The sequence below is a fragment of the Nocardia sp. NPDC058666 genome, assembly GCF_042714895.1.
Lineage (GTDB): Bacteria > Actinomycetota > Actinomycetes > Mycobacteriales > Mycobacteriaceae > Nocardia.
The window spans coordinates 233,546-259,403 of record NZ_JBHXRY010000003.1 but is presented as its reverse complement, the minus strand read 5'-3'; the positions used below and the strand labels follow the sequence as shown (position 1 = coordinate 259,403).

2 protein-coding genes are annotated in these 25,858 nt (G+C 66.3%); both read right to left on the bottom strand.

Annotated elements, in window-relative coordinates; translation table 11 throughout:
- Position 1 precedes the first annotated feature (1 nt).
- On the bottom strand, positions 2 to 778 hold the full coding sequence (locus ACFWVD_RS10605; protein ID WP_379241779.1) for an FkbM family methyltransferase: 777 nt from the start codon (positions 776 to 778) through the stop codon (positions 2 to 4).
- The gene (locus tag ACFWVD_RS10600) at positions 775 to 25,182 is read right to left on the bottom strand and encodes a non-ribosomal peptide synthase/polyketide synthase (protein ID WP_379241778.1); all 24,408 of its coding nucleotides are present in this window, start codon (positions 25,180 to 25,182) and stop codon (positions 775 to 777) included. The genes ACFWVD_RS10605 and ACFWVD_RS10600 overlap by 4 nt, the downstream gene beginning before the upstream one ends.
- Positions 25,183 to 25,858: the final 676 nt, after the last annotated feature.

The following is a 25,858-nucleotide window of genomic DNA, read 5'->3' as shown; positions in this document are numbered from 1 at the left end:
CTCACGCCCGCGCTGCGTACACCTCGTGCAGTTCGGTGCCCGCCAGGGACTTGTCCTGGCGGGTTTGGGCGGTGAGACCGTGCAGGGTGAGGACTTCGCAGAACTGTGCGAGCCGGTCGTCGCGGTCGTGGACCTCGGCGACCACGCAGCGGATGCGCGACCAGTCGGATTCGGTAATGCCCAGCAGCACATCGAATTCGGCGCGTTCGACGTCGATCTTCAGCACGCCGATCTCGGCGGTCGGGTCGTACTGGGACAAGATCGCCGACACCGTGGTGACCTCGACGTCGATCTGTTCGCCGTCGTGCAGGCCGGTGGTGATCAGGGTGATCGCCTCGTCGGGTAGGCCGCTGTTGCGCAGGAAGGTTTTGGTGGCGTCGTCGTCGGCTTCGCGGTCGGCGTACAGGCTCGAGTTCGCGGTGGCGCGCGGGTACCAGGTGAACGGCAGCACGCCGGGTGCGGCGCCGACCGCGACTTCCAGGGCGATTCCGCCGGGCACGTAGGCGGCCATGTTGCGGTGCAGGCAGTCGTAGGTGGCGGGGGCGGGTTCGGCCGCGATCACCCGCACGGCGGGGTCGACTTCGGCGAACATCATGGCGCTGAGTCCGATATTGGCGCCGATGTCGATGGCGAGGTCGCCGGGTCGCAGGGTGGCCGCGGCCCGGCGGTAGTACCCGTCGACGATCATCTCGTTCCAGAGCATGCGCGCTTCGGCGGGGCTGGTGCAGGTCACGGTGCGGCCGTCGTCGAGGCGCAGTTGCTGCTGTGTGGTGGTCATGTGGTCATGAATCCTTCGAGGATCGGGCCGATCACGGCCAGCGCGGACGGGTGGGTCAGTTCGAGATGGCGGGAATCCAGGACAGTGTTGTGGATGCGGCCGGTGATGTGCGGTTGCCACGTGGCGGCGATGGCGTCGGTATCGTCGCGGTCCTTACCTGCGGTGAAGAAGATCAGGTCGCCGTCGAAGGTGCGCGGCCGGTAGCTCTGCGCGAGTTCACCTGCGGGGGCGAAACTTTCCATCACCCGGTCGATCTGTTCGCCGCTGAACAGGCCGGTGCCGGTGATCTGATCGCGCACGACCTGCCAGGCCTGTTCGGGGGTGCTGGCGGTGACGGTATCGCCGAGATCGAACAGCTCACGCCACCCACCCAGCAGGTCGGCCATCAACTCCCCCGGTGCGGATTCGGGGGCGGCCGCGGTCGGGGGCGCACCGGCGGCACTATCCATCATGGCCAGCATGGCGACCTGTTCGCCGCGGTCCTGCAGCTGTGTCGCCACCGCATGGGCGATTTCGCCGCCCAGCGACCAGCCGAGCAGGTGATACGGGCCCGTTGCCTGGGTCTGTCGGATCTCGTCGACGTAGCGGTGCGCCAACTCATCGATCGACGTGGCACTGGCCTCGCCGGCGACGACGTGGGGGTCCTGCAGGCCGAACACCGGCCGGTCGTCGCGCAGGTGCCCGACCAGTCCGCCGTAGAACCAGGCCAGCCCGCCCGCGGGGTGGATGGCGAACAAGGCGGGGGCGTCGCCGGTGGGGCGAAGGGGCAGCAGTACCTGCATACCCGAGCCGCCTTCGGCCTCGTCGACTCGGCGGGCCAGTGCGCGGGGGGTCGCGTCGTCGAACATCCAGGGCAGTTCCAGTTGTACGCCGCGGCCTTGGAGTTCGGCTACCGCCATGGTGGCCAGCAGCGAGTTGCCACCCAGGTCGAAGAATCCGTCGCCGGCACCGACCCTGTCCACGTTCAGCGTGTTCGCGAAGACCTCGGCGATGGCGATCTCGGAAGGTGTTCGCGGCGTGTCGAATTCGTCTCTGGCGACCTCGAAGTCGGGTGCGGGCAATGCCTTTCGGTCGAGTTTGCCGTTGACGGTGACCGGGAGCTGGTCCAGCACGACGATGGCCGAGGGCACCATGTAGCCGGTGAGCAGCTCGGTGACGGCTGCGCGGATCTGGACCGGGTCGATGGTCTTGCCTTCGACGGGCACGACGTAGCCGATCAGCTGGTCGACGTCTTTCGCGTGCCGGTGCACTGTCGCAGCGGCCTGGGCGACGTCGGGGTGGCGCAGCAGCGCCGATTCCACTTCGCCCAATTCGATACGGAATCCACGCAATTGGATCTGGGCGTCGGCGCGGCCGAGGTAGTCCAGTTCCAGTGTGTCTCCGTTGCGGTGCCACCGGCCGATGTCGCCGGTGCGGTACAGCCGAGTGCCCGGCGCACCGAACGGATCGGCGATGAACCGACCGGCGGTGAGCGCGCCTGCGCCGTGGTAGCCGCGCGAGAGTTGTCCGCCGCCGACGTAGAGGTCGCCGGTGACGCCGACCGGGACCGGCCGCAGGCGTTGGTCGAGCACGTAGACCGCCATACCCGGTAGGGCACAGCCGATTCCGCTATTAGCTGCCTGGTCGATGTCGGCGTAGGTCACGTGCACGGTGGTTTCGGTGATGCCGTACATGTTCACCAGGTGCGGTGTTCCGGCCGGGTGGGTCTGGAACCAGCCGGTGAGTCGGGTGGTGTCGAGGGCTTCGCCGCCGAACACGATGTAGCGCAGGGCCAGTTCGTCGCCGCTGTGTCGGCGTTGCGCATCGATGAATCCATAGAAGGCAGAGGGTGTTTGGCTCAGGACGGTGACCTTTTCGCGGGCTACGAGGTCGACGAAGGCGTCGGGGGTGCGGGTCGTGTCGTAGTCGACGACCACCAGGCGTCCGCCGGACAGTAGTGCGCCCCACATTTCCCAGACCGCGAAATCGAAGGCGTAGGAGTGGAACAGCGTCCACACGTCGTCGGGTCCGACGTCGAATTTCTGGGCGGTGTTCGTGAGCAGGGTGACGACGTCGCGGTGGGTGACGGTCACGCCCTTCGGCCGTCCGGTGGAGCCGGAGGTGTAGATCATGTAGGCGATATTGTCGGGGCGAGCTGTCGTGGTCTGACCGCTCTCGACGGTCACGTTGTCATCCAAATGGATTATCGGGCCGTGGAATTCGGGCACTTCCGCTGCCATCGTGGATGTGGTCAGCATGGCTACGGGTTGGGCGTCGTCGAGCACGAAGCGGAGTCGCTCTGCCGGGTATGCCACGTCCAGCGGCAGGTACCCGGCACCTGACATGACCACCGCTAGCAGTCCGACGACCAGGTCTGCCGAGCGCGGCAAGGCTACCGCCACCAGAGTCTCCGGTCCCGCGCCACACGAGATGAGTTGGGCGGCAACGGTCTTTGCTCGCTCGTCCAGTTCTCCGTACGTCAGGACCGTCGTTCCGTCGGTCACCGCGACAACGTTCGGGGCGGCGGTCACCCGTCGCGCGAACAGGTCGGCGAGCGTTTCCTCTGGAACCTGGGCACCCGGCTGCCCTGCCGCCTCGAGTACCTCGTGGCGTTGGTGCGGGCTCAGGAAGTCGATTTCGCCGACGAGGATTTGCGGGTCGGCGGTGACGGTTTCCAGGATGCGGAGGTACCAGCGGGCGAATCGCTGCATCGACTCTTCGACGAAAAGGTCGGTGGCGTAGGTCAATCGGCCGATCATGCCCAGCGGGTTGCCGTCGGCGTCGAAGCGTTCGACCAGCTTCACATTGAGGTCGGACTGTGCCTGGTCGATGTAGTCCTCGACCGGTTGCACCGTGACGCCCGGCAGGTCCAGTGCGGCGCGATCTAGGTTCTGGTAGTCGATGGTGACCTGGTACAGCGGCAGGTGGGCGGTGGAGCGCGGTGGGTTCAGTGCCTCCACGACCTGTTCGAAGGAGATCTCGGCGTGCGCGAGGGCGGCCAGATCCGCGGCCTTGATGTCCTTCAGTAGTGCGTGGAACGGTTGATCGGCGGGGACGGCCGTGCGCAGGACGACGGTGTTGACGAACATGCCGATCAGGTCGTCGAGTTCGCGTTCACCACGCCCGGAAACCGGGGTGCCGACCGCTACGTCGTGGGTGTTGGCCAGGCGGGCGAGCAGGATGCTCAAGGCGGCGTGCGCCACCATGAACGGGGTCGCGCCCGCCGCGCGTGCGACCGCGCCGATTCGTTCCTGTAGTGCGGGTTCGATGGTGAATTCGGTGACCCGCCCCCGCATCGACGCGACCGGGGGGCGCGGCATGTCGGTCGGCAGTTCCAGGAGTTCCGGTAGGCCGGCCAGGGTTTCGCGCCAGAAGGCGAGTTGGCGTGACAGCATCGATGCGGGATCGTGCTCCTCGCCGAGCAGATCATGTTGCCACAGTGCGTAATCCGGGTATTGGACTGTCAGTGGCGGCCAGGCGGGGTCGGTGTCGGTGCGGACCGCGTGGTAGGCGGCGGCGACGTCGCGGGCCAGGGGGATCATCGACAGGCCGTCCGCGCAGATGTGGTGCACGGCGATCACCAGTACGTGATCGTCGGGGCCCAGTTCGAACAGTTCCGCGCGCACGGGCGGCGCCTCGGTGACCTGGAAGCTCGCCGACAGCAGGGTCGCGGCCGCCTTCGGCAGCACCGATTCCTCGATCGACACGGGGGTCAGGTCGGGCATGACCTGTTCGGCGTCGACGACCACCTGATGCGGAATACCGTCGATCACAGGGAATTTCGTGCGCAGTGACTCATGGCGGTCGATCACCAGCACGCAGGCTTTGCTCAGTGCGGCGATATCGAGTTCGCCGGTCAACCGGATCGCCAGGGGCACGTTGTAGGCGCCGACGGAGGCGTCGAGTTGGTTGAGGAACCACATGCGTTGCTGCGCGGGCGACAGTGGCACCGGGCCGCTGCCGGTGCGTCGGGTCAGTGCCGGGCGGTCGACGTGATCGCGGCCGGTCAGACGGGTCGCAAGGTCGGTCAGGGTCGGGTACTCGAACAGGTCGCGCACGGCCACCCGGATACCCAGTGCGGTGCCCAGTCGTGCGGTCAGGCGGGTGGCGGTCAGGGAATTGCCGCCGAGGTCGAAGAAGTTGTCGTGCATGCCGACTCGGGGCAATTCCAGGACTTCGGCGCAGGTGTCGGCGATGAGTTGTTCGGTCGGGGTGGTCGGGGCCACGTATTCGACGGCGGCGAAGGTCGGCATCGGCAGTGCGGCGCGGTCGAGTTTTCCGGTGGTGGTCAGTGGAAGTTGTTGCAGCACAATGCAGATGTCGGGAACCATGTGGGCGGGCAGTCGACGTCGTGCCGTTGCGCGCACCTGTTCGGGGTCTACGTCGTCGCCGGTGAGGTAGCCCACGAGTCGGTCCGTGCCGTTGTCGTCGGTGCGCAGCAGCGTTACCGCGTGTGTGACGGTGGGGTCTTCGGCCAGGACGGCTTCGATCTCGCCGAGTTCGATGCGTTGGCCGCGGATCTTGACCTGGTGGTCGGCGCGGCCGAGGTATTCCAGGGTGTGGTCGGGGGTCCAGCGGACCCGGTCGCCGGTGCGGTACATGCGCGTGCCGGGATCGTAGGGGTTGGCGAGGAAGGTCGTGGCGGTGGCGGCGGGGCGGCCGAGGTAGCCGCGGGCCAGTTGGATGCCGCTGACATACAGTTCGCCGGTCACACCGATCGGCACTGGCCGCAGGTGTGCGTCCAGGACCACCGCGGAGGTGCCACGGATGGGGCCGCCGAGGGTGATGGGTTCGCGGGCTGTCAGGGGGTCGCTGATGGCGACCATGATCGTGGTCTCGGTGGGTCCGTAGCCGTTGAACAGGTGGCGGCCGGGCGCCCAGAGTGCGGTCAGTTCGGCCGGGACCGCTTCGCCACCGGCGACCAAGACCTCGAGGCTGTCGAGCCCTTCGGGTGACATGGTGGCGAGGACGGTCGGGGTCAGGAAGGCATGGGTGACGGCGTTGTCAGCGATGAGCTGCGCGAGTTCGGTGCCCGCGTAGGTGTCGGGCGGCGAGATGACCAGGGTCGCGCCGTGCGGGTGGGCCATCAGGATCTCGAGCATGACCGCGTCGAATCCTGGTGCGGCACACTGCAGCACCTTCGCCTCGGGGGTGACTTGATACCGATCCCGTTGTTCGGCAGCGAAGTTCGCCAGGCCTGCGTGGGTGACCGCGACGCCCTTCGGGGTGCCGGTGGTTCCCGAGGTGTAGATGACGTAGGCCAGGTCGGTCTCGCGGACTGTCTTCAGCACCGGGGTGGTCGGTTGCTGTGCGATCTGTTCGGCCGACGACGGGTCATCGATGACCAGCCGCGTCCAATCACCTTGCGGGGCACCAACATCGGTCAGGGTCAACACGACACGGGCATCGCAGTCGGCGAGCATGACCGCGAGCCGTTCGTCCGGATTGCGCGGGTCCAGCAGGGCGCAGGCGGCGCCGACTTCGGCCAGGGCCCAGATGGTGGTGATCAACGGGATCGAGCGCGGCATGACCACGCCGACGGTGTCGCCGGTTTCGACGCCCTGTTCGATCAGCCAGTGGGCCAAACGGTGTGCGCGAGTGTCCAATTCGGTGAAGGTTGCGCTGTCCGATCCGAACATCACTGCCACGCCGTCGGGCCGTTCGACCACGCCGCGTCGCAGCAAGTTCGTCAACGACTCAGGTGACGCCTGCGCCGCGCCCCTGGCTGGGACCAGTGCCGCGTGCTCTACGGCAGATAGCAGGTCGATATCGACGATTCGGCCGGTGGGATCGGTGGCGATGCCACGCAGGACCCGTTCGATACGTTCGGCCAGACCCGTGGCAGTTACGTTGTCGACGCGGGCCGGCTGGTAGCGCACGCGGATATGCAGGGTGTCGGTGTGGTGGGCCTGCACGGTGATCGGGTAGTGGGCGGCGTCGGTGCCGACCACATCGGTGACTCGCACGCCGTCGATGTCGGCGTCGCCGAGTCCGCTGCTGTCGACCGGGTAGGACTCGTAGGCGACCAGGGTGTCGAACAGTGGCCCGCTGCCCAGTGCCGCCATGATCGCCGACAGTTCGATGTGGTGGTGGTCCAACAGTGCGGTCTTGTTCGCCTGCAACTGTTCCAGGGCCTGCACGAAGGTGCGGTCGCCGCGCACGTGGACGGGGACGGGCAGGGTGTTGATGAACAGTCCGATCATCTGCTCGACGCCGGGCACCTGTGCGGGCCTGCCGGACACGGTTTCACCGAACACGATGCGTTCGCGACCCAGTTGCTTGGAAAGCACTGTGGCCCAGGCGAACTGAACGATGGTCGACATCGTGACGCCGACGGTGCGGGCGAGTTCGGTCAGGGCGGTGGTTGTCGCGTCGTCGAGGTCGATGGTCAGGTCGACCGGTACCTCGACGGTGGCATCGGAACCCGTTTCGGCGATCAGGGTGGGTTCGGTGAATCCGGCCATGGCGTCACGCCAGGTCTGGATGCCTGCGGTGGTGTCGCGTTGTGACAGCCAGGTCAGGTAGGTGCCGTAGGACGGTGCAGGCGGCAGGAGGGCCGCGTCGTCGCCTGCGGCGTACAGGCCGACCAGGTCGCGCAGCAGCAGTGGCAGTGACCAGCCGTCGAGCAGGATGTGGTGGGCGGTCATGATCAGCCGGAACTCGGTGGGGGTCACGGTGGCCAGGACGAAACGCACCAGCGGCGGGTCGGCGGGGTCGAAGGCCAGTGCGCGTTCGCCTGCGAGGATTTCCGGCAGGTCCGCTTCGGCTGTTTCGATAGTGCGCCAGTGCAGGGTGGCGTGTGCCGGGACGACCTGTGCGACAACACCATCGGTGGTGCGGGTGAAGGCCGATCGCAGGTTCGGGTGTCGTTGCAGCAGGTCCGCGGCGGCCTTGCGGAGCCTGGCCTCGTCGAGCGGGCCGGTCAGGGTCATCTCCGATTGCGCGGTGTACACGTCCAGTTCGCCCGCGGCGAGTTCGGCGTGGAACAGCAGGCCGGCTTGCAGCGGCGCTATCGGCCAGACGGCTTCGAGGGGGCCGTAGCGCTCGGTGAAGGTGTCCAGGTCTTGCTGGGTGAGGGCCACGAGCGGGGTGTCCGACGGGGACAGGCCCCAATCTGCTTCCTGTACTGCGGTTTCCGCCAGTTCGGTCAAAACCGCTGTCCACTCATCGAGGAGTTCGCTGACGTCCTCGCCATCCAGTAGCCGTGTGGCGTAACCGATCTGGGCAGACAGCGTGGGGCCTGCGGGGGTGTCGATGATGCTGGTGTCGACGGTCAGGGTGGCGGCGGCGGGCATGTCCGGGTCGAAGGCGGCTTGACGGTCGAAATCGTCGGTGGCGGGGATCCAGGCGACGCCCGACAGTGCGGCGATGTCCACGCCCGCACGGCCGAGGTTGTTGAAACTGATCTGCGGTGCGGACAGCTTCGACAGTTGGTGCGCGGTTTCCGGGTTCAGGTAGCGCAACATGCCGTAGCCGACGCCCTTGTCGGGCACCGCGCGCAACTGTTCCTTGACCGACTTCACCGCGGCACGGGGATCGGTGCTGCCGATGTCGAGGTCGACGGGGTAGGCGCTGGTGAACCAGCCGACCGTGCGGGACAGGTCGGCGCCGGGGGCGAGTTGTTCTTCGCGGCCGTGACTTTCGAGCAGAATGCGGGCACCGCTGTGCTCGACGCCACGGTTGGCACGCCAACGGCCCAGTGCCAGAACGAGTCCCGCGAGCAGGGCATCGTCGGTAGTGGCATGTGCCGCGCCGGGCACGGCACCCATCAGGGCTGTGGTGAGTTCGACGGGCAGTGTCAGCGTCAACCGCCCGACCGTGGCTTGCACGTCGACGGTCGGGTCGAGGACGTCGCGACCCAGCAGCGGTTCAGGACGTGCACCCATCCCCTGCCACAGTGGCAGTTCGTCGGCACGGCTTTCCGCTGCCGCCGAGACGGCGTGCGCCCAGCGACGCATCGAGGTGCCCACCTCTGGCAGCTCAGCCGTGCGGCCCTGCTCGATCTGCTGCCATGCGGCGACGAAGTCGGGGATGAGGATTCGCCAGGAGACGCCGTCGACGACCAGGTGGTGGATCGCGATCAACGCGCGGCCCGGCGCGGCCACGCCGGGCTCGGGCAGCAGGCACACGACCTGCACCATCACGCCATCGGCTGGGCTCAGCCGTGCCGACGCTTCATCGAGCGCATTCTCGAGTAGCGCTGTGAAACCATCACTGCCGGGGCCACTGTCGGCTCCGAACGTGCGCACCGAGACCAGCTGTTCACCATCGACGGTGCCTGGTGACAACACCTCGAGGTACGGCTGGGCCGCTGCGTCCGACAACGCATCCTGTTGCCCGGAACTCAGACGCGCACGCAGCATGTCGTGCCGGTCCAGCACGGCCTGAACGGTGGCGACCACATCTGTCGGGCGGGCATCGCCGGGGAGCTCGACCAGCAGTGACTGCGCGAACCGGTCGGCAGCGGGGCGGTCCAGATACCAGGACACGATCGGGGTGCGCGCGATCTCGCCGACGCCACCGCCGGGCAGTTCCTCGAGGGTGACTCGACCCGCATCCTCGGCAACCGCGGCCAAGCCACGAACTGTCCTGTGCTCGAAGATGTCTCGTGCCGTGACGACGACTCCGGCGGCCTTCAAACGGGATGCCAACTGGATGGACATGATCGAGTCGCCGCCGAGTGCGAAGAACGACTCGTCAGTTCCTACCGAGGCTACCCCCAGCACCTCGGCGAAAACTGTCGCGATGGTCTTTTCCAGTTCGGTCACGGCGACCGCCGAATCCTGTGCCTGGGCAACAGGTTCGGGCAACGCGCGCCGGTTCACCTTGCCCGTTGCCGACACAGGCATTTCGTCGAGGACCATGATCACCGCGGGCACCATGTGCTCGGGTAGTGCACCCGAGATCCGGTCGCGGATCGCGGCGGTGTCGATCGTGGCACCGTCGTCGGCGACCAGGTAGGCGGCCAGCATCGGCTGGCCCGCCTGGCCGCGCTTGCTCACCGTGACTGCCGAGGCGACGTTCGGGCAGGCGACCAGCGCCGCGTCGATCTCGCCGAGTTCCACGCGCTGACCACGGATCTTGACCTGGAAGTCGGCGCGGCCCACGTATTCGATGGTGTGTTCGGCGCTCCAGCGCACGAGGTCGCCGGTGCGGTACATCCGGGTGCCGGGGGCGCCGTACGGGTCGGCGACGAACGAGCTCGCGGTGGCTCCGTGGCGGTTGATGTAACCGCGTGCCAACGCTCTGCCTGACACGTACAGCTCGCCTACCACGCCGATGGGAACTGGGCGCATTCGATTGTCGAGGACGACGGCCCGCACCCCCCTGATCGGCGCACCAAGGGTGATCGGGTCGCCTGGCCGCAACTCAGGACTGACGCTCACTGCGACAGTCGCCTCAGTCGGGCCGTAGACATTGTGGAATCGACGTCCCGGCGCCCAGGCTGCCACGAGTTCAGCGGAAACCGCCTCGCCGCCGACCGTGAGCATCTTCAGCGAGTCCAAGCCACCCGGACGAAGGGTTGCCAAAGCGCTCGGCGTCAAGAAGGCATGCGAAACTTGGTGGGTGCGAATGAGTTCGGCCAGCTGCTCACCCGCGAAGGTATCGGCGGGCGAGACAACAAGCGTCGCGCCGGCGGCATAGGCCATCAGAGATTCCATGACGAACGCATCGAACGCCGGCGCGGCCACCTGCAGGACCCGCGAAAATCGGTCTACCTGGTAATGCTGATGCTTCTCAGCCGCGAAAGCTGCCAACCCCGCATGCGTGACCAGCACGCCTTTGGGTTGACCAGTTGAGCCGGACGTGTAGATCAGGTATGCGGCGTCGTCCAGTCGCGGCCGGGTCCCGACGCGACCCATCGGCCCCGCCGACAGTTCAGCCTTCGTTCGGTCGTCGAGGTGAATCCAGTCGACCGAACCGGGCAACTCCGAACTGACCGATTTCAGCGCAACACCGAGCGTCGCCCCGGAATCTTGTGCCATATGTGCGAGCCGATCGGCGGGAAAGCGCAGATCCATCGGCATGAAGGCCGCACCTGTCTTGGCAATTGCCCACAACGCAACGTGGAAGGCCACCGACCGGGGAATGCCCAGGGCGACAACGACTCCGGGCTTTGCCCCGGCGCGGGTCAGCAATACGGCCAAGTGATCGGACCGGCGGTCCAGTTCACCGTAGCTCAGGATTTCATCGTCACCGATAAGCGCGGTCGCCGTCGGATCAGCTGCCGCGACTGCCAGCAACTCCGGCAGCGTTTTCGGCACCACGGCCGCGTCACGCCCGGCAGGCAGGAGCTCCTCGGCCTCCGCGGCGCTGAGCAAGCCGATGTCCGCGATTGTTACGTCCGGCTGTGCTGCGACCGTGGTCAGGATTCGCAGCAGTCGGTCAGCGAATCGGGTCGCTGTGGCACCGGTGAACAGGTCGGTGGCATAGATGATCTCGCCGTCGATACCTGTCGCGTCCGCGCGTTCGGTCAGCGAAACCGTCAAGTCGGTTTTGGCCTGTGCCACCCCGGTATCGAGCATCTCGATCCGGAGATCGTCGAGTTCGAAGCGCGCGGTGTCCGCATTGCGGAAACCGAGCATCACCTGATAGAGCGGCGAGTATGCCGTCGAGCCTGCCCGGTCGAGCACCTCGACGAGTCGCTCGAACGGTACGTCGGCGTGCGCCAATCCCTCCAGGTCGGTGTCACGCACATCGCCGAGGAACTCGCGGAACTGGAGCTGCTGGTCCACGCGTGTGCGCAAGACCGCCGTATTGACGAACATCCCGATCAAGTCGTCGAGTTCGGGGCGGCCACGACCACTGACAGGTGTACCGATCATGATGTCGTCGGAATGGGCGGTACGCGAGAGCAAGATCGCCAGCGCGGCATGGAGAACCATGAACACGGTGACGCCTTCGCGACGCGCTAGCGCACTGACAGCGTCGTACAAATCTGCGTCGACGGTGAAGCTGACGCTGCCGCCGTCCGTCGATAGCACTGCGGGTCGCGGTCGGTCGGTCGGCAGCGCGAGCAGCTCCGGTGCGTCGGCGAGCATCCGTTGCCAGTAGGCAATTTGGCGGCTCGACAATGAAGTCGGGTCGTCCTCGGCCCCGAGCACCGCGCGCTGCCAGACCGCGTAATCGGTGTAACTCACCGGCAGTGGCGGCCACAGAGGTGCCGTGGCGGTTCGACGAGCCCGATATGCGGCGAATACATCTCGAGCCAGGGGTGCCATCGAAGCGCCATCAGCCGCGACGTGGTGCACGACAAGCACGAGCACATGCTCGTCGGCACCGATGCGGTACAGCCGTGCGCGGACCGGAGACTCGGTGGCGATGTCGAAGCCGGACTCGACCAATTCGCGCAGCCGTGCTGCGAGCCGTGCTGGATCGCCAGCCTCGACGAGTTCGACATCCGCAGCACACGCTGTGCTGTCCTGGACAAGCTGATGTGGTTGTCCCCCGACCGCAGGGTAGATCGTGCGCAGGGTTTCGTGCCGCACGACCACGTCGGCCATCGCGGCGCGGAGAGCCTCCACATCGAGATGTCCGGTCAGCCTGGCCGCGAAACCGATGTTGTACGCACCCGATGTCGGGTCGAGCTGATTGAGAATCCAGATCCGTCGCTGTGCAGCGGCCAGCGGAATATCGGTGGGATCGTTGTGGTGTACCAGCGGTACTCCGGCGTACCGGTCGCGTGTGGCGACCCGCTCCGCCAACGCGGCGATGGTCAGTACCTCGAAGATGTCCCGGACGCTGACTCGTACCCGCAGGGCCGCTTCGGCACGGGCCGCGATCTGGGCCGCTGACAGCGAATTCACGCCGATGTCGAACAGATCGGCCGCGACGCTGACGCTGTCCGCACCAACGACCTCGGCCACGATCTTTGCCAGTACTGCCTCCCGATCGTCGCGCGGGGCGACGAAATTCTCGGCATCATCGAACACCGGGATGGGCAGTGCGGCACGATCCAACTTGCCGTTCGCGTTGAGCGGCAACTCGTCGAGTACCACGACCGCGCCGGGAATCAAGTAGGACGGCAACAGGCGAGCGAGCCGGTGGCGGATCTGCGGTCCGTCGAGCACCGCGGGCGCAGCCGGGGTGACGTACGCGGTGATCCGATCTTCGGTGACGATGGCGACAGCACGCGCGACCTTGTCGATCGAATACAGCGCGGCTTCGATGTCGCCGGGTTCGACCCGTTGGCCGCGAAACTTCACCTGGAAGTCGGTGCGACCGACGTATTCCAATGCTCCGGTGCGATTCCACCGGACCAAGTCTCCGGTGCGGTACATCCGTGCCGACGGTGTGAAGGGATTGGCCACGAATCTCTCCGCGGTGAGGTCGGAGCGTGCGATATATCCGCACGCCAGCTGGTCACCGGCCAGGTACAGTTCACCGACGACTCCGCTCGGCACCACACGCAGTCGTGAATTCAACACGTACGCCGCGGAATTCCACTCGGGAACGCCGATCGGCACAGTCGCAGTGCGACTGTTGTCCGCACGTTCGTGGGTTATCGACACAGCCGCTTCCGTCGGGCCGTACAAGTTGTACAGTCGCGCATCCGATATTTCGCGAAACGCCGAGACGGTTTCGGGCCGAAGTTCCTCACCGATAACGAAGACATCGCGCAAGGTAGGCATGGTCGCGGGCTCGGTGACTTCAGCGAACACCGACAACATCGACGGCACGAAATCGGTCACCGTAACACCGTGCGTCTTGATCATTCCGGCGATGTAACTCGGATCCCGATGCCCGGCGTGAGTGGCGACAATGAGCTTGCCACCGCTGCGTAGTGGCAGGAAGTATCCCCACAGCGACACGTCGAATGTCGTGGCAGTCTTCTGAAGGTAGACATCATCGGCGGTCATGGGATATTGCGCCAGCATCCATGTCAACTGGTTGACGATCGCTTCGTGCGACACAGCGACGCCCTTGGGGCGTCCGGTGGATCCCGAAGTGAAGATGACATAGGCCGGATGCTGCGGCAATACCGGACGCAACAGCTCAGCGGCGGTCAACGGCTTGCCCGACAGGTGTCGGAGCGGAACCGAATCAACCACAATCACCGGTGTTCCGGCGCCGACCTCAACCACGTCCGCGGTGCTCATCAATACGCAGACAGGTTTCGCGGTGTCGAGAATATGGGCGATCCGCTCGGCCGGGTGATCGGGATCGATCGGTACATACGCGCCACCAGCAGCGACAATCGCATACATACCGACCACCAGATCCAGCGAGCGGCGCATAGCCAAGCCGACCAGCGATCCCGAGCCGACTCCCTGCTGTACCAACAGCCGGGCCAACCTGTTGACGCGATCGTCGAATTCGAGATAAGTCAACTCTGTGCCCTCGAAGGACACCGCAACCGCATCGGAGTGTCCGTCTACCGCACGCCGGAAACCGTCGAGTAGCAGCTGGGGCTCGATATCATGATCAGTGCCGTTCGAGTGCGCCAGAATTCGGCTGCGGGCGGTTGGACCCAGTAGCTCGATATCACCGGCAGGCAGGCTCGGGTCAGCAGTCACCTGGGAGAGCACTCGCACCAAACGGTCGGCCACAGTGCGCGCAGTGTCCTCGTCGAACAGGTCCATTGCATAGGTCAGTCGCAGGTTCATGCCGGCGATTTCGTTCTGCGGTCCCCGATCCTCGGTGACCATCAACAACAGGTCGCAGATGGCCGCATCCGCGCCGACGTCGATGGTACTGATGGCGAGGTCGGGTAGTTCGAGGCGAGCGGGCGCCATGTTCTGGTAAGCCAGCATCACCTGAAACAGTGGCGAATGCGCGGTCGAGCGAGTTGGATTCAGTACTTCGACCAACTGCTCGAACGGAACGGTGGCGTGGTCGAAAGCTTCGAGGTCGGTGCGTCGGGTCAGTTCGATCAGGTCTGCGAAACGCTGCTCGGGACGCACGCGCGTGCGCAGGACGAGTGTGTTGACGAACATGCCGACTAGCCGGTCGAGCGACCTATCGCCGCGTCCGGCGTAGGGGACGCCGATGGCGATGTCGTCGCTCCCCGACAGTTGGGCGAGCAATACCGCCAACGCGGTGTGCACCACCATGAACGGAGTCGCCCCGCTGCGCTGCGCCAGTGCCACGACTGATTCCGCCACCACGCCAGGCACAGTGGCGTGGATGGTTGCGCCGCGGTGGGACTGTTCGATCGGGCGCGGCCGGTCCGTTGGCAGCGCCAACACATCCGGAATCCCGGCGAGCTGGGAGCGCCAGTACCGGAGGTCGCGACCCACCGGCGAATCCGGCGCGTCCAGTTGCTCACGCTGCCACAGGGCGAAATCAGCGAATTGCACTGGTAGCGGCGAACATTCGGGTCCGGCACCGAACCTGCGGGCGCTGTAGGCCTCGATGATGTCGGCAGCCAAGGGTGCCACCGAGTATCCGTCACAGTTGATGTGGTGCACCGACAGTGCCAGCGCGTGCGAGGTTTCGGTGCGGCGGAACAGCGCCACCCGCAGCGGCGCACCTGTGGAAACGTCGAATCCGGTGCCGAAGAACCGGGTCAGCCGTGGAACCAGGTCCGCTTCGTACACCGGGTGCACGGTGAGATCGCAGCCCGCCATGACCTCCTCGGCGGACAGCACCACTTGACTGGGGGTGCCGTCGTGGGCCGGGTAGGTGGTGCGCAGGATTTCGTGCCGCTCGATGACATCGTGCAGGGCGGCGATCAGCGCCTCGATGTCGAGTTCGCCGTCGAGGCTGATCGACAGGGGCACAACATAACTCGCCGCGTCGGGATCGAGCTGGTTCAGCAACCACATCCGACTCTGCGCAGGCGAGAGCGGGATGCGCTCGGGTCGCCGCCGCGCGACCGGGCCCGCGACGCTGCCGACCGCGCGCAGACGTTCGACCCAGCGGGCGAGTTCGGACACCGTCGGAGCTTCGAAGATCGCGCGCACGGGGATGGTGACGCCCAGTACCTCGCCGATTCGGCTCAGTGCCCGGGTGGCCAGCAGCGAATTGCCGCCGAGGGTGAAGAAGTTGTCGTCGGCGCCGACCCACGGGGTGTGCACCAGGTCGGCGATCACCCCGGCGATGGTTTCCTCGGCGATCCCGCTGGGCGCGCGGTAGTGGGTGGCGGTAAGTGCCAGTGGGGTGGGCAGGGCGCGGTGGTCGATCTTGCCGTTGGCGGTGAGTGGGATCGAGTCGATCCGAATCACTTGGGCGGGAACCATATACGCGGGCAGGCGTTCCAGTAGGAATGCTCGGACCTCGTCAGGGTCGATCGTGTCGGCGCTCACGGCGTAGGCCACCAGCACCTGCTCGTCGGCGATGCCGTGCACTCTGACCACCGTCGCGCCGATGTGGTCGTGCGCGAGCAGTGCGGCTTCGATATCGCCGAGTTCGACGCGCAGGCCCCGGATCTTGATCTGGGAATCGCTGCGGCCGACATAGCGCAACCGGCCCGCCGAGTCCCAGCGAGCCAGGTCGCCGGTGCGGTACAGACGCGCACCCGGTGCCGAGCCGAAGGGGTCTGCGACGAATGCGGCGGCGGTCAGGTCGGGGCGGGCGTGGTAGCCGCGGGCTAGGTGGATGCCACCCAGATACAGCTCGCCCGTGACACCTGCCGGGACGGGTCGCAGCCGTGAATCCAGCACGTGAGCAACGACATTCGCCTCGGGTGTTCCGATCGGGACGGTGGGGCCGTCGAGCTCGCCGATCTCCCAGGCGGTGGCGCTGACCGCGGCTTCGGTGGGGCCGTAGAGGTTGTCGACGCGCGCGTCGCTCACGCCGCGGAACCGGCTCACGGTGGCCGAGTCCAGGGCCTCGCCGATGCACAGCACCTGCCGGACGGTTGCGAGATCGTCGCGGGTCGCGGTGTCGAGGAATGCCGCCAGTAGCGAGGGCACGAAGTCGACCACTGTCACGCTGTGGTCAGCGATCAGCCTGGCCACGGCGGCGGGGTCGGTGTGGTCGTCTCGGCCCGCGACGACCAGTGCGGCACCGCAGGTGGGTGCGGTGAACAGTTCCCACACCGAAAGGTCGAAGGTGACGGGGGTACGCAGTAGCAAGGTGTCATCGGTGCCGATGTCGTAATGCCCAGCGAGCCAGCGCAATTGGTTGACAACGGCTTCGTGGGTGAGTGCGACACCCTTGGGCACGCCAGTCGAGCCGGAGGTGAAGATGACGTAGGCCAGGTCATCCGGCCGCAGTGGCCTGACGCGGTCGGCGTCGGTAACCGGCGCGGTGTCAGCCGTGCCGTTCACAGCAGCGGCATCGGTCCCCGAGGCCGCGATATCACCCGCCCGATCGGTGCCGAGCATGGGCTTGCCCCGACGCGCGCGGAGGTCGGATAGACGCAAGACTGGTGCGTCAGTGGGTATTTCGAGGTCATCGTGGATCAGCACGGCGTCCGGTCGCGCCGTAGCGAGGACCGTGCGAAGGCGGTCGACCGGATGGTCGGGATCCAGCGGCAGGTAGGCAGCACCCGCCGCGTGGATGGCGTACAGCGTGGTGAGCAGGTCGACCGAGCGTCGCATCGACACTGCCACAACACTTCCCGGACCGATGCCGTAACCGATCAGCACCCGCGCCAGGGAATTCACCTCGGCACCGAACGCACCATAAGTGAGCGTGGAACCACTGTCGGCGTCGATGACCGCGGTGAGTTCCGGTGTCGCCGCGACCTGCGCCGCGAACAGGTCCGCGACCGTCGCACCGTCGCCGGGGACTTCGGGCCCGGTTTCGCGCAGCGCCAGCTCGTCGAGTTCGCGCGGACTCACCAGCGGCAGGTCGCCCACGGGCAGGCTCGGGTCGGCGACGACACCGCGCAGGATCGCGACGAACCGTTCGAACATCGGCGCGATGGTTGTCTCGTCGAAAAGATCAGTGGCGTAGCCGAATTCGACCTGCATGTCGCCCGGCGCACCGTCGGCATCGAGCGAGTCGACCAGGGTGAGATGCAGGTCGTACTTGGCGACGCCGGGTTCGACCAGGTCGGCCGCCACCGTGAGCCCGCCCAGGCGCAGGGTCGGGATGTCGATGTTCTGGAACGAGAAACCGACCTGGGTCAGCGGTTCATGCGCGGTACTGCGGGGCGGGTTGAGGACCTCCACCAGCTGTTCGAACGGGATCGCCGCGTTGTCGAAGGCGCCCAGATCGCACTCGCGGGCACGGTCGAGCATCTCGGTGAACGAGGCGCCGGTGTCGACCTGTACGCGCAACACCAGCGTGTTGACGAACATGCCGATCAACGGGTCCAGCGCCGGCTCGCCACGGCCGGCGACCGGGGTGCCGACCGCGATGTCGCCGGTGCCCGACAGGCGCGCCAGCAGGACCGCGAACGCGGCGTGGGCGACCATGAACAGCGTCGTGTCGTGGCGTCGTGCCAGCGCGATCAGGTCGCGGTGCAGGTCGGCGGGGATGGTGGTGGACAGGTTCGCGCCGCGGAACGATTGCACCGCGGGGCGCGGGCGGTCGGTGGGCAGGTCCAGCATCTGGGGCAGGTCGGCCAGCGCCGCGAGCCAGTACCGGATCTGGCTGGCGGTGAGGCTGCTGGGGTCTTCCTGGGTGCCCAGGATCTTGCGTTGCCACAGCGTGTAGTCCGCGTACTGGACCGGCAGCGGCGCCCAGTCGGGTTCCTGGCCGGTCGAGCGGGCCTGGTAAGCCACGGCCAGGTCTGCGGCCAGCGGGGCGAGGGAGGAGCCGTCGATGGCGACGTGGTGGATGGTCAGCACCACCGTCCACTCCTCGGAGGTGGTGCGCAGCAACAGGATTCGTACCGGCACAGTAGCGCTCACATCGAAGCCGATGGCGGTTTCTCGCGCGATGCGGTCCCTCACCTCAGTCTCGGCGACTGTCTCGACGGTGAGTTGGGGAACCGCGTCGTGGTCAGCGGGCAGGATCTGCTGCCATGGCCCGTCGTCGCTGTCGGGGTAGCGGGTGCGCAGGGTTTCGTGCCGGTCGATGACGTCGGCGAGGGCGGTTCGCAGCGCCTCGACATCCAGTGGTCCGGAGATCCGCACGACCACGGGCACGTTGTACACCGCCGCCGCGGTGTCGAACTGGTTGAGGAACCACATGCGGGCCTGCGCGGGCGACAAGGGAATCCGGTCCGGTCGCTGCTGGGGCATCAGGCGCACGTGGGTAACGCCCGGGATGTCTTGCAGTCCAACGGCATCCAGTGTCCGGGCCAGCGCGTCGACGGTCGGGGTCTCGAACAGGGCGCGCACCGCGATATCGGTACCGAACACGTCCGACAGTCGCGAGGCGACCTTGGTCGCGGTCAGTGAGTTGCCGCCCAGATCGAAGAAGTTGTCCAGCGCGCTGACATGGGACGCACCGAGCACGTCGCGATACACACCGGCGACGAGTTGTTCGGTGGGTGTGCGCGGCGCGATGTCAGGGGCGGTCTGCGGGAACACCGGCTCGGGCAGGACGGCACGGTCGAGCTTGCCGCTGGCGGTGAGCGGGAATCGATCAAGCACCATGCAGACATCGGGCACCATGTGCGCGGGCAGCCGGTCACGCGCGGCCGCCCGCACCCGCTCGCCGTCGACGCCCGTGCCGACCAGATAGCCCACGAGACGGTCACTGTCGTGGATCACCACCACGGCGTTGGTCACCGCCGGGTCTTGCGCCAGCACGGCTTCGATCTCGCCGAGTTCGGTGCGCTGGCCACGGATCTTCACCTGATGGTCGGCGCGGCCCAGGTACTGCAAGGTGTTGTCCGAAGTCCATCGGACCAGGTCGCCGGTGCGGTACATGCGAGTGCCCGCACCACAGGGGTCGGCGACGAAACTCGTCGCGGTAGCGGTGGGTCGGCGCAGGTAGCCGCGCGCCAATTGCACACCGCCGATGTAGAGTTCGCCGGTCGCGCCGACCGGGACGGGCCGCATTCTGGCGTCCAGGACCTGCGCGGTGATGCCGCGGATGGGGCCGCCGATGGTGATCGGGCCGTGCGCGAGGATCGGGTCGCTGATGGCGACCATGATGGTGGTCTCGGTGGGTCCGTAGCCGTTGAACAGTCGACGGTCCGGCGCCCAGGTCGCGCCCAGGTCGGCGGTGAGGGCTTCACCACCGGAGACCAGGACCCGCAGGCACTGCAGGCCCTCCGGCGACATCGAACCGAGCACGGTCGGGGTCAGGAAGGCATGCGAAACCTGGTGTTGCCGAATGAGTTCCGCCAGTTCTGTGCCCGCGTACACATCGGGCGGGGACACGACCAGCGCGGCGCCACCGGGGTGGGCGAGCAGGATTTCCAGCATCACCGCGTCGAAGCCCGGACCGGCCGCCTGCAGCACGCGCGCGGTGGGGTCGACGTCGTAGCGGTCCTGCTGTTCGGCGGCGAAGTTCGCCAGCCCCTGGTTGGTGACCTCGACACCCTTGGGCACACCGGTGGTTCCCGACGTGTAGATCACGTACGCCACGTCACCGGGGTGCACAGGCCTGACCCGGTCGGCGTCGGTGATCGGGGCGGGCGAATAGTCGGCGGTGATGCTGCGCGAGACCGGGTCGGCGACCACCAGCAGCGACCACGGACCCTCGGGCGCGGCGCCCTCGACCTCGGCGCTGGTCAACACCACGCGCGGCGCGCTGTCTGCGAGCATGGCGCCGACGCGGTCCCGCGGATTGCGCGGATCGATGAGCACAAGGGCCGCACCGGTCTTCGCGACGGCCCACACGGCCACCACGAAATCGGCCGAGCGCGGCAGGACCATGGCCACCACTTCGCCTGGCCGGGCGCCCTCGTCGAGCAAACGTCGAGCGAAACGGTTCGACGCCGCATCCAGCTCGGCGAAGTCGAGGTGTTCGGTGCCCGAGATGACCGCCGGACCCTCCGGGGAAATCTCGACACCGCGCGCCAGCAGATCCGCCAAGGCGATTCCGGGCACCGCGTCGGCCCCCCGAACCGGTTGCAGTGCAGTATGTTCCGCAACCGACAGCAGCTCGACGTCGCCGACCGGCGTGGACGGGTTCGCCACCATCGCGTCCAGGATGCGGCGCAGACGGGCGGCGAGCTGCTCGATAGTGTCGGGGTCGAACAGGTCGGTGGCGTAGTTGATGCGTAGCGCGACATCGCCGGTGCCCGCCGCGTTGGCGCCGACGGTGACCACCAGGTCCACCTTCGCGGGTTCAGCCCCGGGATCGAGGACTTCCACCGTGAGATCGGGCAGGGTCAGGCGGGGCAGGTCGGTGTTGTCGAAGGCCAGATACACCTGGCACACGGGCGCGTAGGCGGGGGAACGTTGCGGGTCCAGCTCCTCGACCACGCGATCGAACGGCAGGTCACCGTGCGCGAAGGCGTCCAGGTCCACGTCCTTGACGCGTTCGAGGAAGGCGGTGAACGACTCGTCGCCGCGCACCGGGGTGCGCAGGGCCACGGTGTTGACGAACATTCCCACCAGGGGCGCCAAATCCTGTTCGCCACGGCCGGCCAGCGGCGCGCCGATGACGATGTCGGTAGTGCCCGACAGGCGGGCCAGCAGGACGGCGAGGGCAGCGTGCACGACCATGAACGGGGTGACGTCCGCGGCGCGGGCCAGGCGTTCGATGTCGGCGTAGGTCTGTGCGGGGAGCTGGGTCGCCATGACCGCTCCCTGCATGGAACTGCGCGCGGGGCGCGGGCGATCGGTGGGCAGTTCCAGCACGGCGGGGATGTCGGTCAATTGTGCTGTCCAGTAGGTCAATTGGTCGGCCGCGAGTGAGTGCACGTCGGTTTCGTCGCCGAGCAGCTGACGGTGCCAGTCGGCGTAGTCGGCGTACTGCACCCGCAGCGGTGGCTGATCGGGTGCGGTTTGCTGTGATCGTGCCGCGTAGGCGGTGGCGAAGTCGACGGCCAGTGGCGCCAAAGAGGTACCGTCACAGCAGATGTGGTGCAGCACCAACACCAGCACGTGATTGTCGGGGGCCGTGGTGAGCAACGCGGCGCGTAGGGGCGGGCGAGCACAGACGTCGAAGCCTTCGGCGGACAGTTCGTGAATTCGGTCCGCGAGCTTGTCCTGCTCGACTTGTTCTGGGGTGCAATCGAACTCGTTCAGCGCGGTCTCCGCGGACATGATTTCCTGCGTGCCCTCGCCGTCGCGGGCGGGGTAGCGGGTGCGCAGCGCCTCGTGGCGTTCGAGGACATCACCCAGTGCCGCACGCAACGCGCCGGGGTCCAGTCGACCGGTCAGGCTCAGGACCAGCGGGATGTTGTAGGCGGCGGACGTGGGGTCGACACGGTTGATCAACCACATGCGATGCTGCGCGGGCGCCAGCGGCAACAGCCCGTCGCGGGCGATCGGTGCCAGTACTGGACGCACCCGGCGACGCGCCCGTCCGACGCACTCGGCGAACCCGGCCACGGACGGGTTGGCGAACAGATCACGCACCGACAGTTCGCATTCGGTGGCATCGGCGACGCGAACGACCGCACTGGCAGCGGTGAGCGAGTTGCCACCGACTTCGAAGAAGCTGTCGAACGCGCCGACCCGCTCCACACCCAGTACTTCGGCGAACACTTCCGCGACAGTTCGCTCGAGCTCGGTCCGTGGCGCTACCTGGTCCGAGATCGCCACCGACACCGGGGCAGGCAACGCGCGCAGGTCGAGCTTGCCGTTCACGGTCAACGGCAGTTCATCCATGATCACCACGGCATTCGGGACCATGTACGCAGGAAGGACTGAGCTAGCCTGTGCGACAACGGCTTCGACATCGCAAGCCGCGCCCTCGGGGACCACGTAGCCCACCAATCGCGCCGCGGCGGTATCGGCCCCGTGCACCACCACCGCCGCCGCGGCGACCGTGGGGTGGGTCAACAGCGCGGTGCGCACCTCGTCCAGTTCGATTCGGAATCCACGCAACTGCACCTGTTGGTCCGCACGACCGCGGTATTCGAGTTCGCCGTCGTGATTTCGGCGAACCACGTCACCGCTGCGATACATCCGCGCGCCGGTTTCACTCCACGGGTCGGCGACAAAACGCGCCGAGCTCAGAGCAGGTTGCCGCAGGTACCCCCGCGCCAATTGCGTTCCCGCGACATAGAGTTCGCCCCAGGCGCCGACCGGTGCAGGTCGCAGCCGCCGATCCAGAACGTAGGTGTTCAGACCGGGAAACGGCGTTCCGATCACGCTAGGTGCACCGGGTACCGCCATATCAGCGCGCAGAGCACTGCTGGTGACGAACACCGTGGTTTCAGTGATGCCGTAGACGTTCACCAGGAGTGGACCGGAGGGGTTGACCGAGTACCACGGCGACAGCGCCGCCGGATCGAGCCCCTCGCCGGCGAGTACGACCAACCGCAACGACAACGCCCCGTCACGCGCACCACACGCGAGATATCGCCGCTGAGCTGACGCGAACTGGTAGAAGGCAGAGGGGGTCTGACTGAACACAGTCACGCCCTCCCGTGCGGCCACCTGTACCAGCTCGTCGGGCGCACGCGCGGTCATCGCGTCGACTACGACGATGCGGCCACCGGTAACAAGCGGACCGAAAACCTCCCAGATCGTGTAGTCGAAGGCCACCGAGTGCAGCCAGGTCCACACATCGCCCACCTGAACGTTCAGCGGCCCACAACTGTTGACCAGATACGCCACCACCGAGCGGTGGCTGATCACGACTCCCTTTGGCCGACCGGTCGAACCGGAGGTAAAGATGACATACGCGGCGTCGTCCACCCGAAGTGACGCGCGGCGTTCGTCATCGCCGATTGGGTCAGCGTGTCCGTCGAGATAGTCACCAGGTTCGAGAACCAACATCTTGTCTGCGCACCCTGGCACCATCGAGCAGGAACGCGAATCTACGATTACAACGGCCGGGTCGGCTTGGCCGACAACGTAAGCCAGTCGATCGGCGGGGTGCGTGATATCGAGCGGTAGGAACGCCGCACCAGATTTCAGCACGGCGAGCATCGCGACGATCAGCTCAGAACCGCGCGGCAGCGCGATGGCGACCACAGAGCCCCGAGCCGCGCCCAGCTCAATCAACCGACGTGCGAAGCGGTTCGAGCACTCATCTAGCTCCCGGTATGTCATCGTCACACCATCGGAGGTCACGGCACCCGCCACAGGTGTCGAATCAACCTGCCTCACCAGCAAATCCACGAGCGACCCACTCGATGCGACACCCTCGACAGAGGATTCATCGATAATGCGCCGCTCGTCAACGGGCGCCATCAGCGCCACATCCACCACCCGTTCGTCGGGATCGGCCGCGACGAAGCGGTGCAGGAAGTCGATGAAACCGTCGGCGTGCGCGTCGATATCACGCCTACTGTAGAGACTTTCGTTGCCGTGCAGCTCGATCAGAAGTGGGGTGTCCGGACCTGTTCGATACAAGTTGACCTGCAGGTCTTCCAGGGCACCCGACGTGAGCGCGTGGTAGCTGCCGACAGCGTCGCCGAAACGGATCTCAGAGTCGAAAAACAGGATGTTGAGAACTGGCCCGAAGGCGATAGCGGAGGCATCGATCGCGTCGGACTCACGCCGCAAGTCCTCGAAGCGGTAGCGCTGGTGCCGCAGCGCGGATACCAGCTCGGTGATCGACGTCCGCACAAGCTGTGCGACGGTTGTGTCTTCTGTGACCCCTAAGCGGATCGGCACCACATTGGCCAGCATCGCGGCGGCATTGCGCAGCTTTGCCGTAACGCGGGCGCTCATCGGGACCGACAACGTCACCTCGTCGGCACCGGTCATCCGCGTGAAGAACGCCGCGAACGCCGCGACTACTACCTGCGCGGCCGAGGCGTCGAGTTCTGCCGAGCGTCGATCGAGTAGCGAGCACAGACCAGCCGGCACCTCGCGCGCCGCAACCTCATCCACGGTGCCCGCCCGGGCCACCCGTCCGGACAGACCGACGGGCCCTGGCAGTCCTTCGACTTTGTCCAGCCAGTACTGCCTGTCCGTCTCGAACCGCGAGCTCTCCCGGTATTTCTGCTCGTCCGCAGCGATATCGATCAGGCGCGCAGCCACCAGCCGAGCGGGCCCGCGATTCTCTGTGAGGGCGTTGTAGTGCTCAGCGACCCTGCTCACCACATTGAACGCGCCGTAACCGTCGATCACGAGGTGGTGGGCACGGGCGTACCACAGGTGCCGGTTTTCGCCGATCCTGATCAGTCGCGTGACCGCTAGTTGATGCTGGGTGATGTCGAGTGGCCGGGTGTAGTCACAGCGCATCCATTCGAGCGCGGCGGCCATCGGATCGCGGTCCGTGCTGAGGTCGAGCACCAACTCGTTGAAAGTGATGCTGCGATCGACCAGTTGATACGGGCGGCCGTCGACCTCGACGATGCGCACCATCATCGACTCGGTCTCCTCAGCCGCCTCGTGCACCGCCCGGTTGAACACCGCGACGTCGATCGGACCCTCGATCTCGACGTACTGCGCGATATTGGTCGCCGGACCACTGTGCGCACTATCCGCGAACCACATGCCGTATTGCGCGGACGAAAGCGGGATCAGATCCCGATTTCCGGCACAGCTTTCGACAGACTCCATGATTACCCGACCCCTCGCATGACTGACGACCTCACACGAACTCCGAGTACGGAGTCACGTGTACTTCCCTACTAGCGTGTCGCGCGTGCACTACTGCCGTACAGGCATACGTTTTCCCCTTGTAGTTTCGCCGAGCCGACGTCCCGCGCGGCGTGGTACCCAACGGTCTCTGCTGCTAAACACCCCACCGACATTAGCCTGACAGCAAACAGCTGGCATACGAATTACAGGGAACGCACTAGTAACAATTCCTGGCGCGTCCACCACAAATTCAGACATTCCGCGCGAAACTACTATTTCGCGGATAGTCCTGCTCAGCAGCTCAGAGCGTTGACCGGTCACCGACGAAGACCCTGTACACACCCGGATCCCAACCAGATACGCGGGAAGAAATCTCAGACGATCCCCCGCAAAACAGGCCATTTTCTGGCAACCCCTGCCGAAACTGATCGATTGACCGAATCGGAGAATTCTCCATCACGTCACCAGGTGGCATCGCACGAAATCACCGGAGCGGGGCGACACATGGCTGAAGAGCCACACATCCAGATCTCGCGCGTGTCGCCCGGTCATATTGCCGAATCAACTCCCGCCAATACTAGGGGCTTGACTTATTCGCGGGTTCCAACTTCTCGAGACAACAAACTGGACATTCGCGGGGCGCGAAACAACTGAA

Coding starts and splice junctions, on each gene's coding strand:
- ACFWVD_RS10605 (WP_379241779.1), bottom strand. CDS start 778: ATGACCACCACACAGCAGCAACTGCGCCTCGACGACGGCCGCACCGTG.
- ACFWVD_RS10600 (WP_379241778.1), bottom strand. CDS start 25,182: ATGGAGTCTGTCGAAAGCTGTGCCGGAAATCGGGATCTGATCCCGCTT.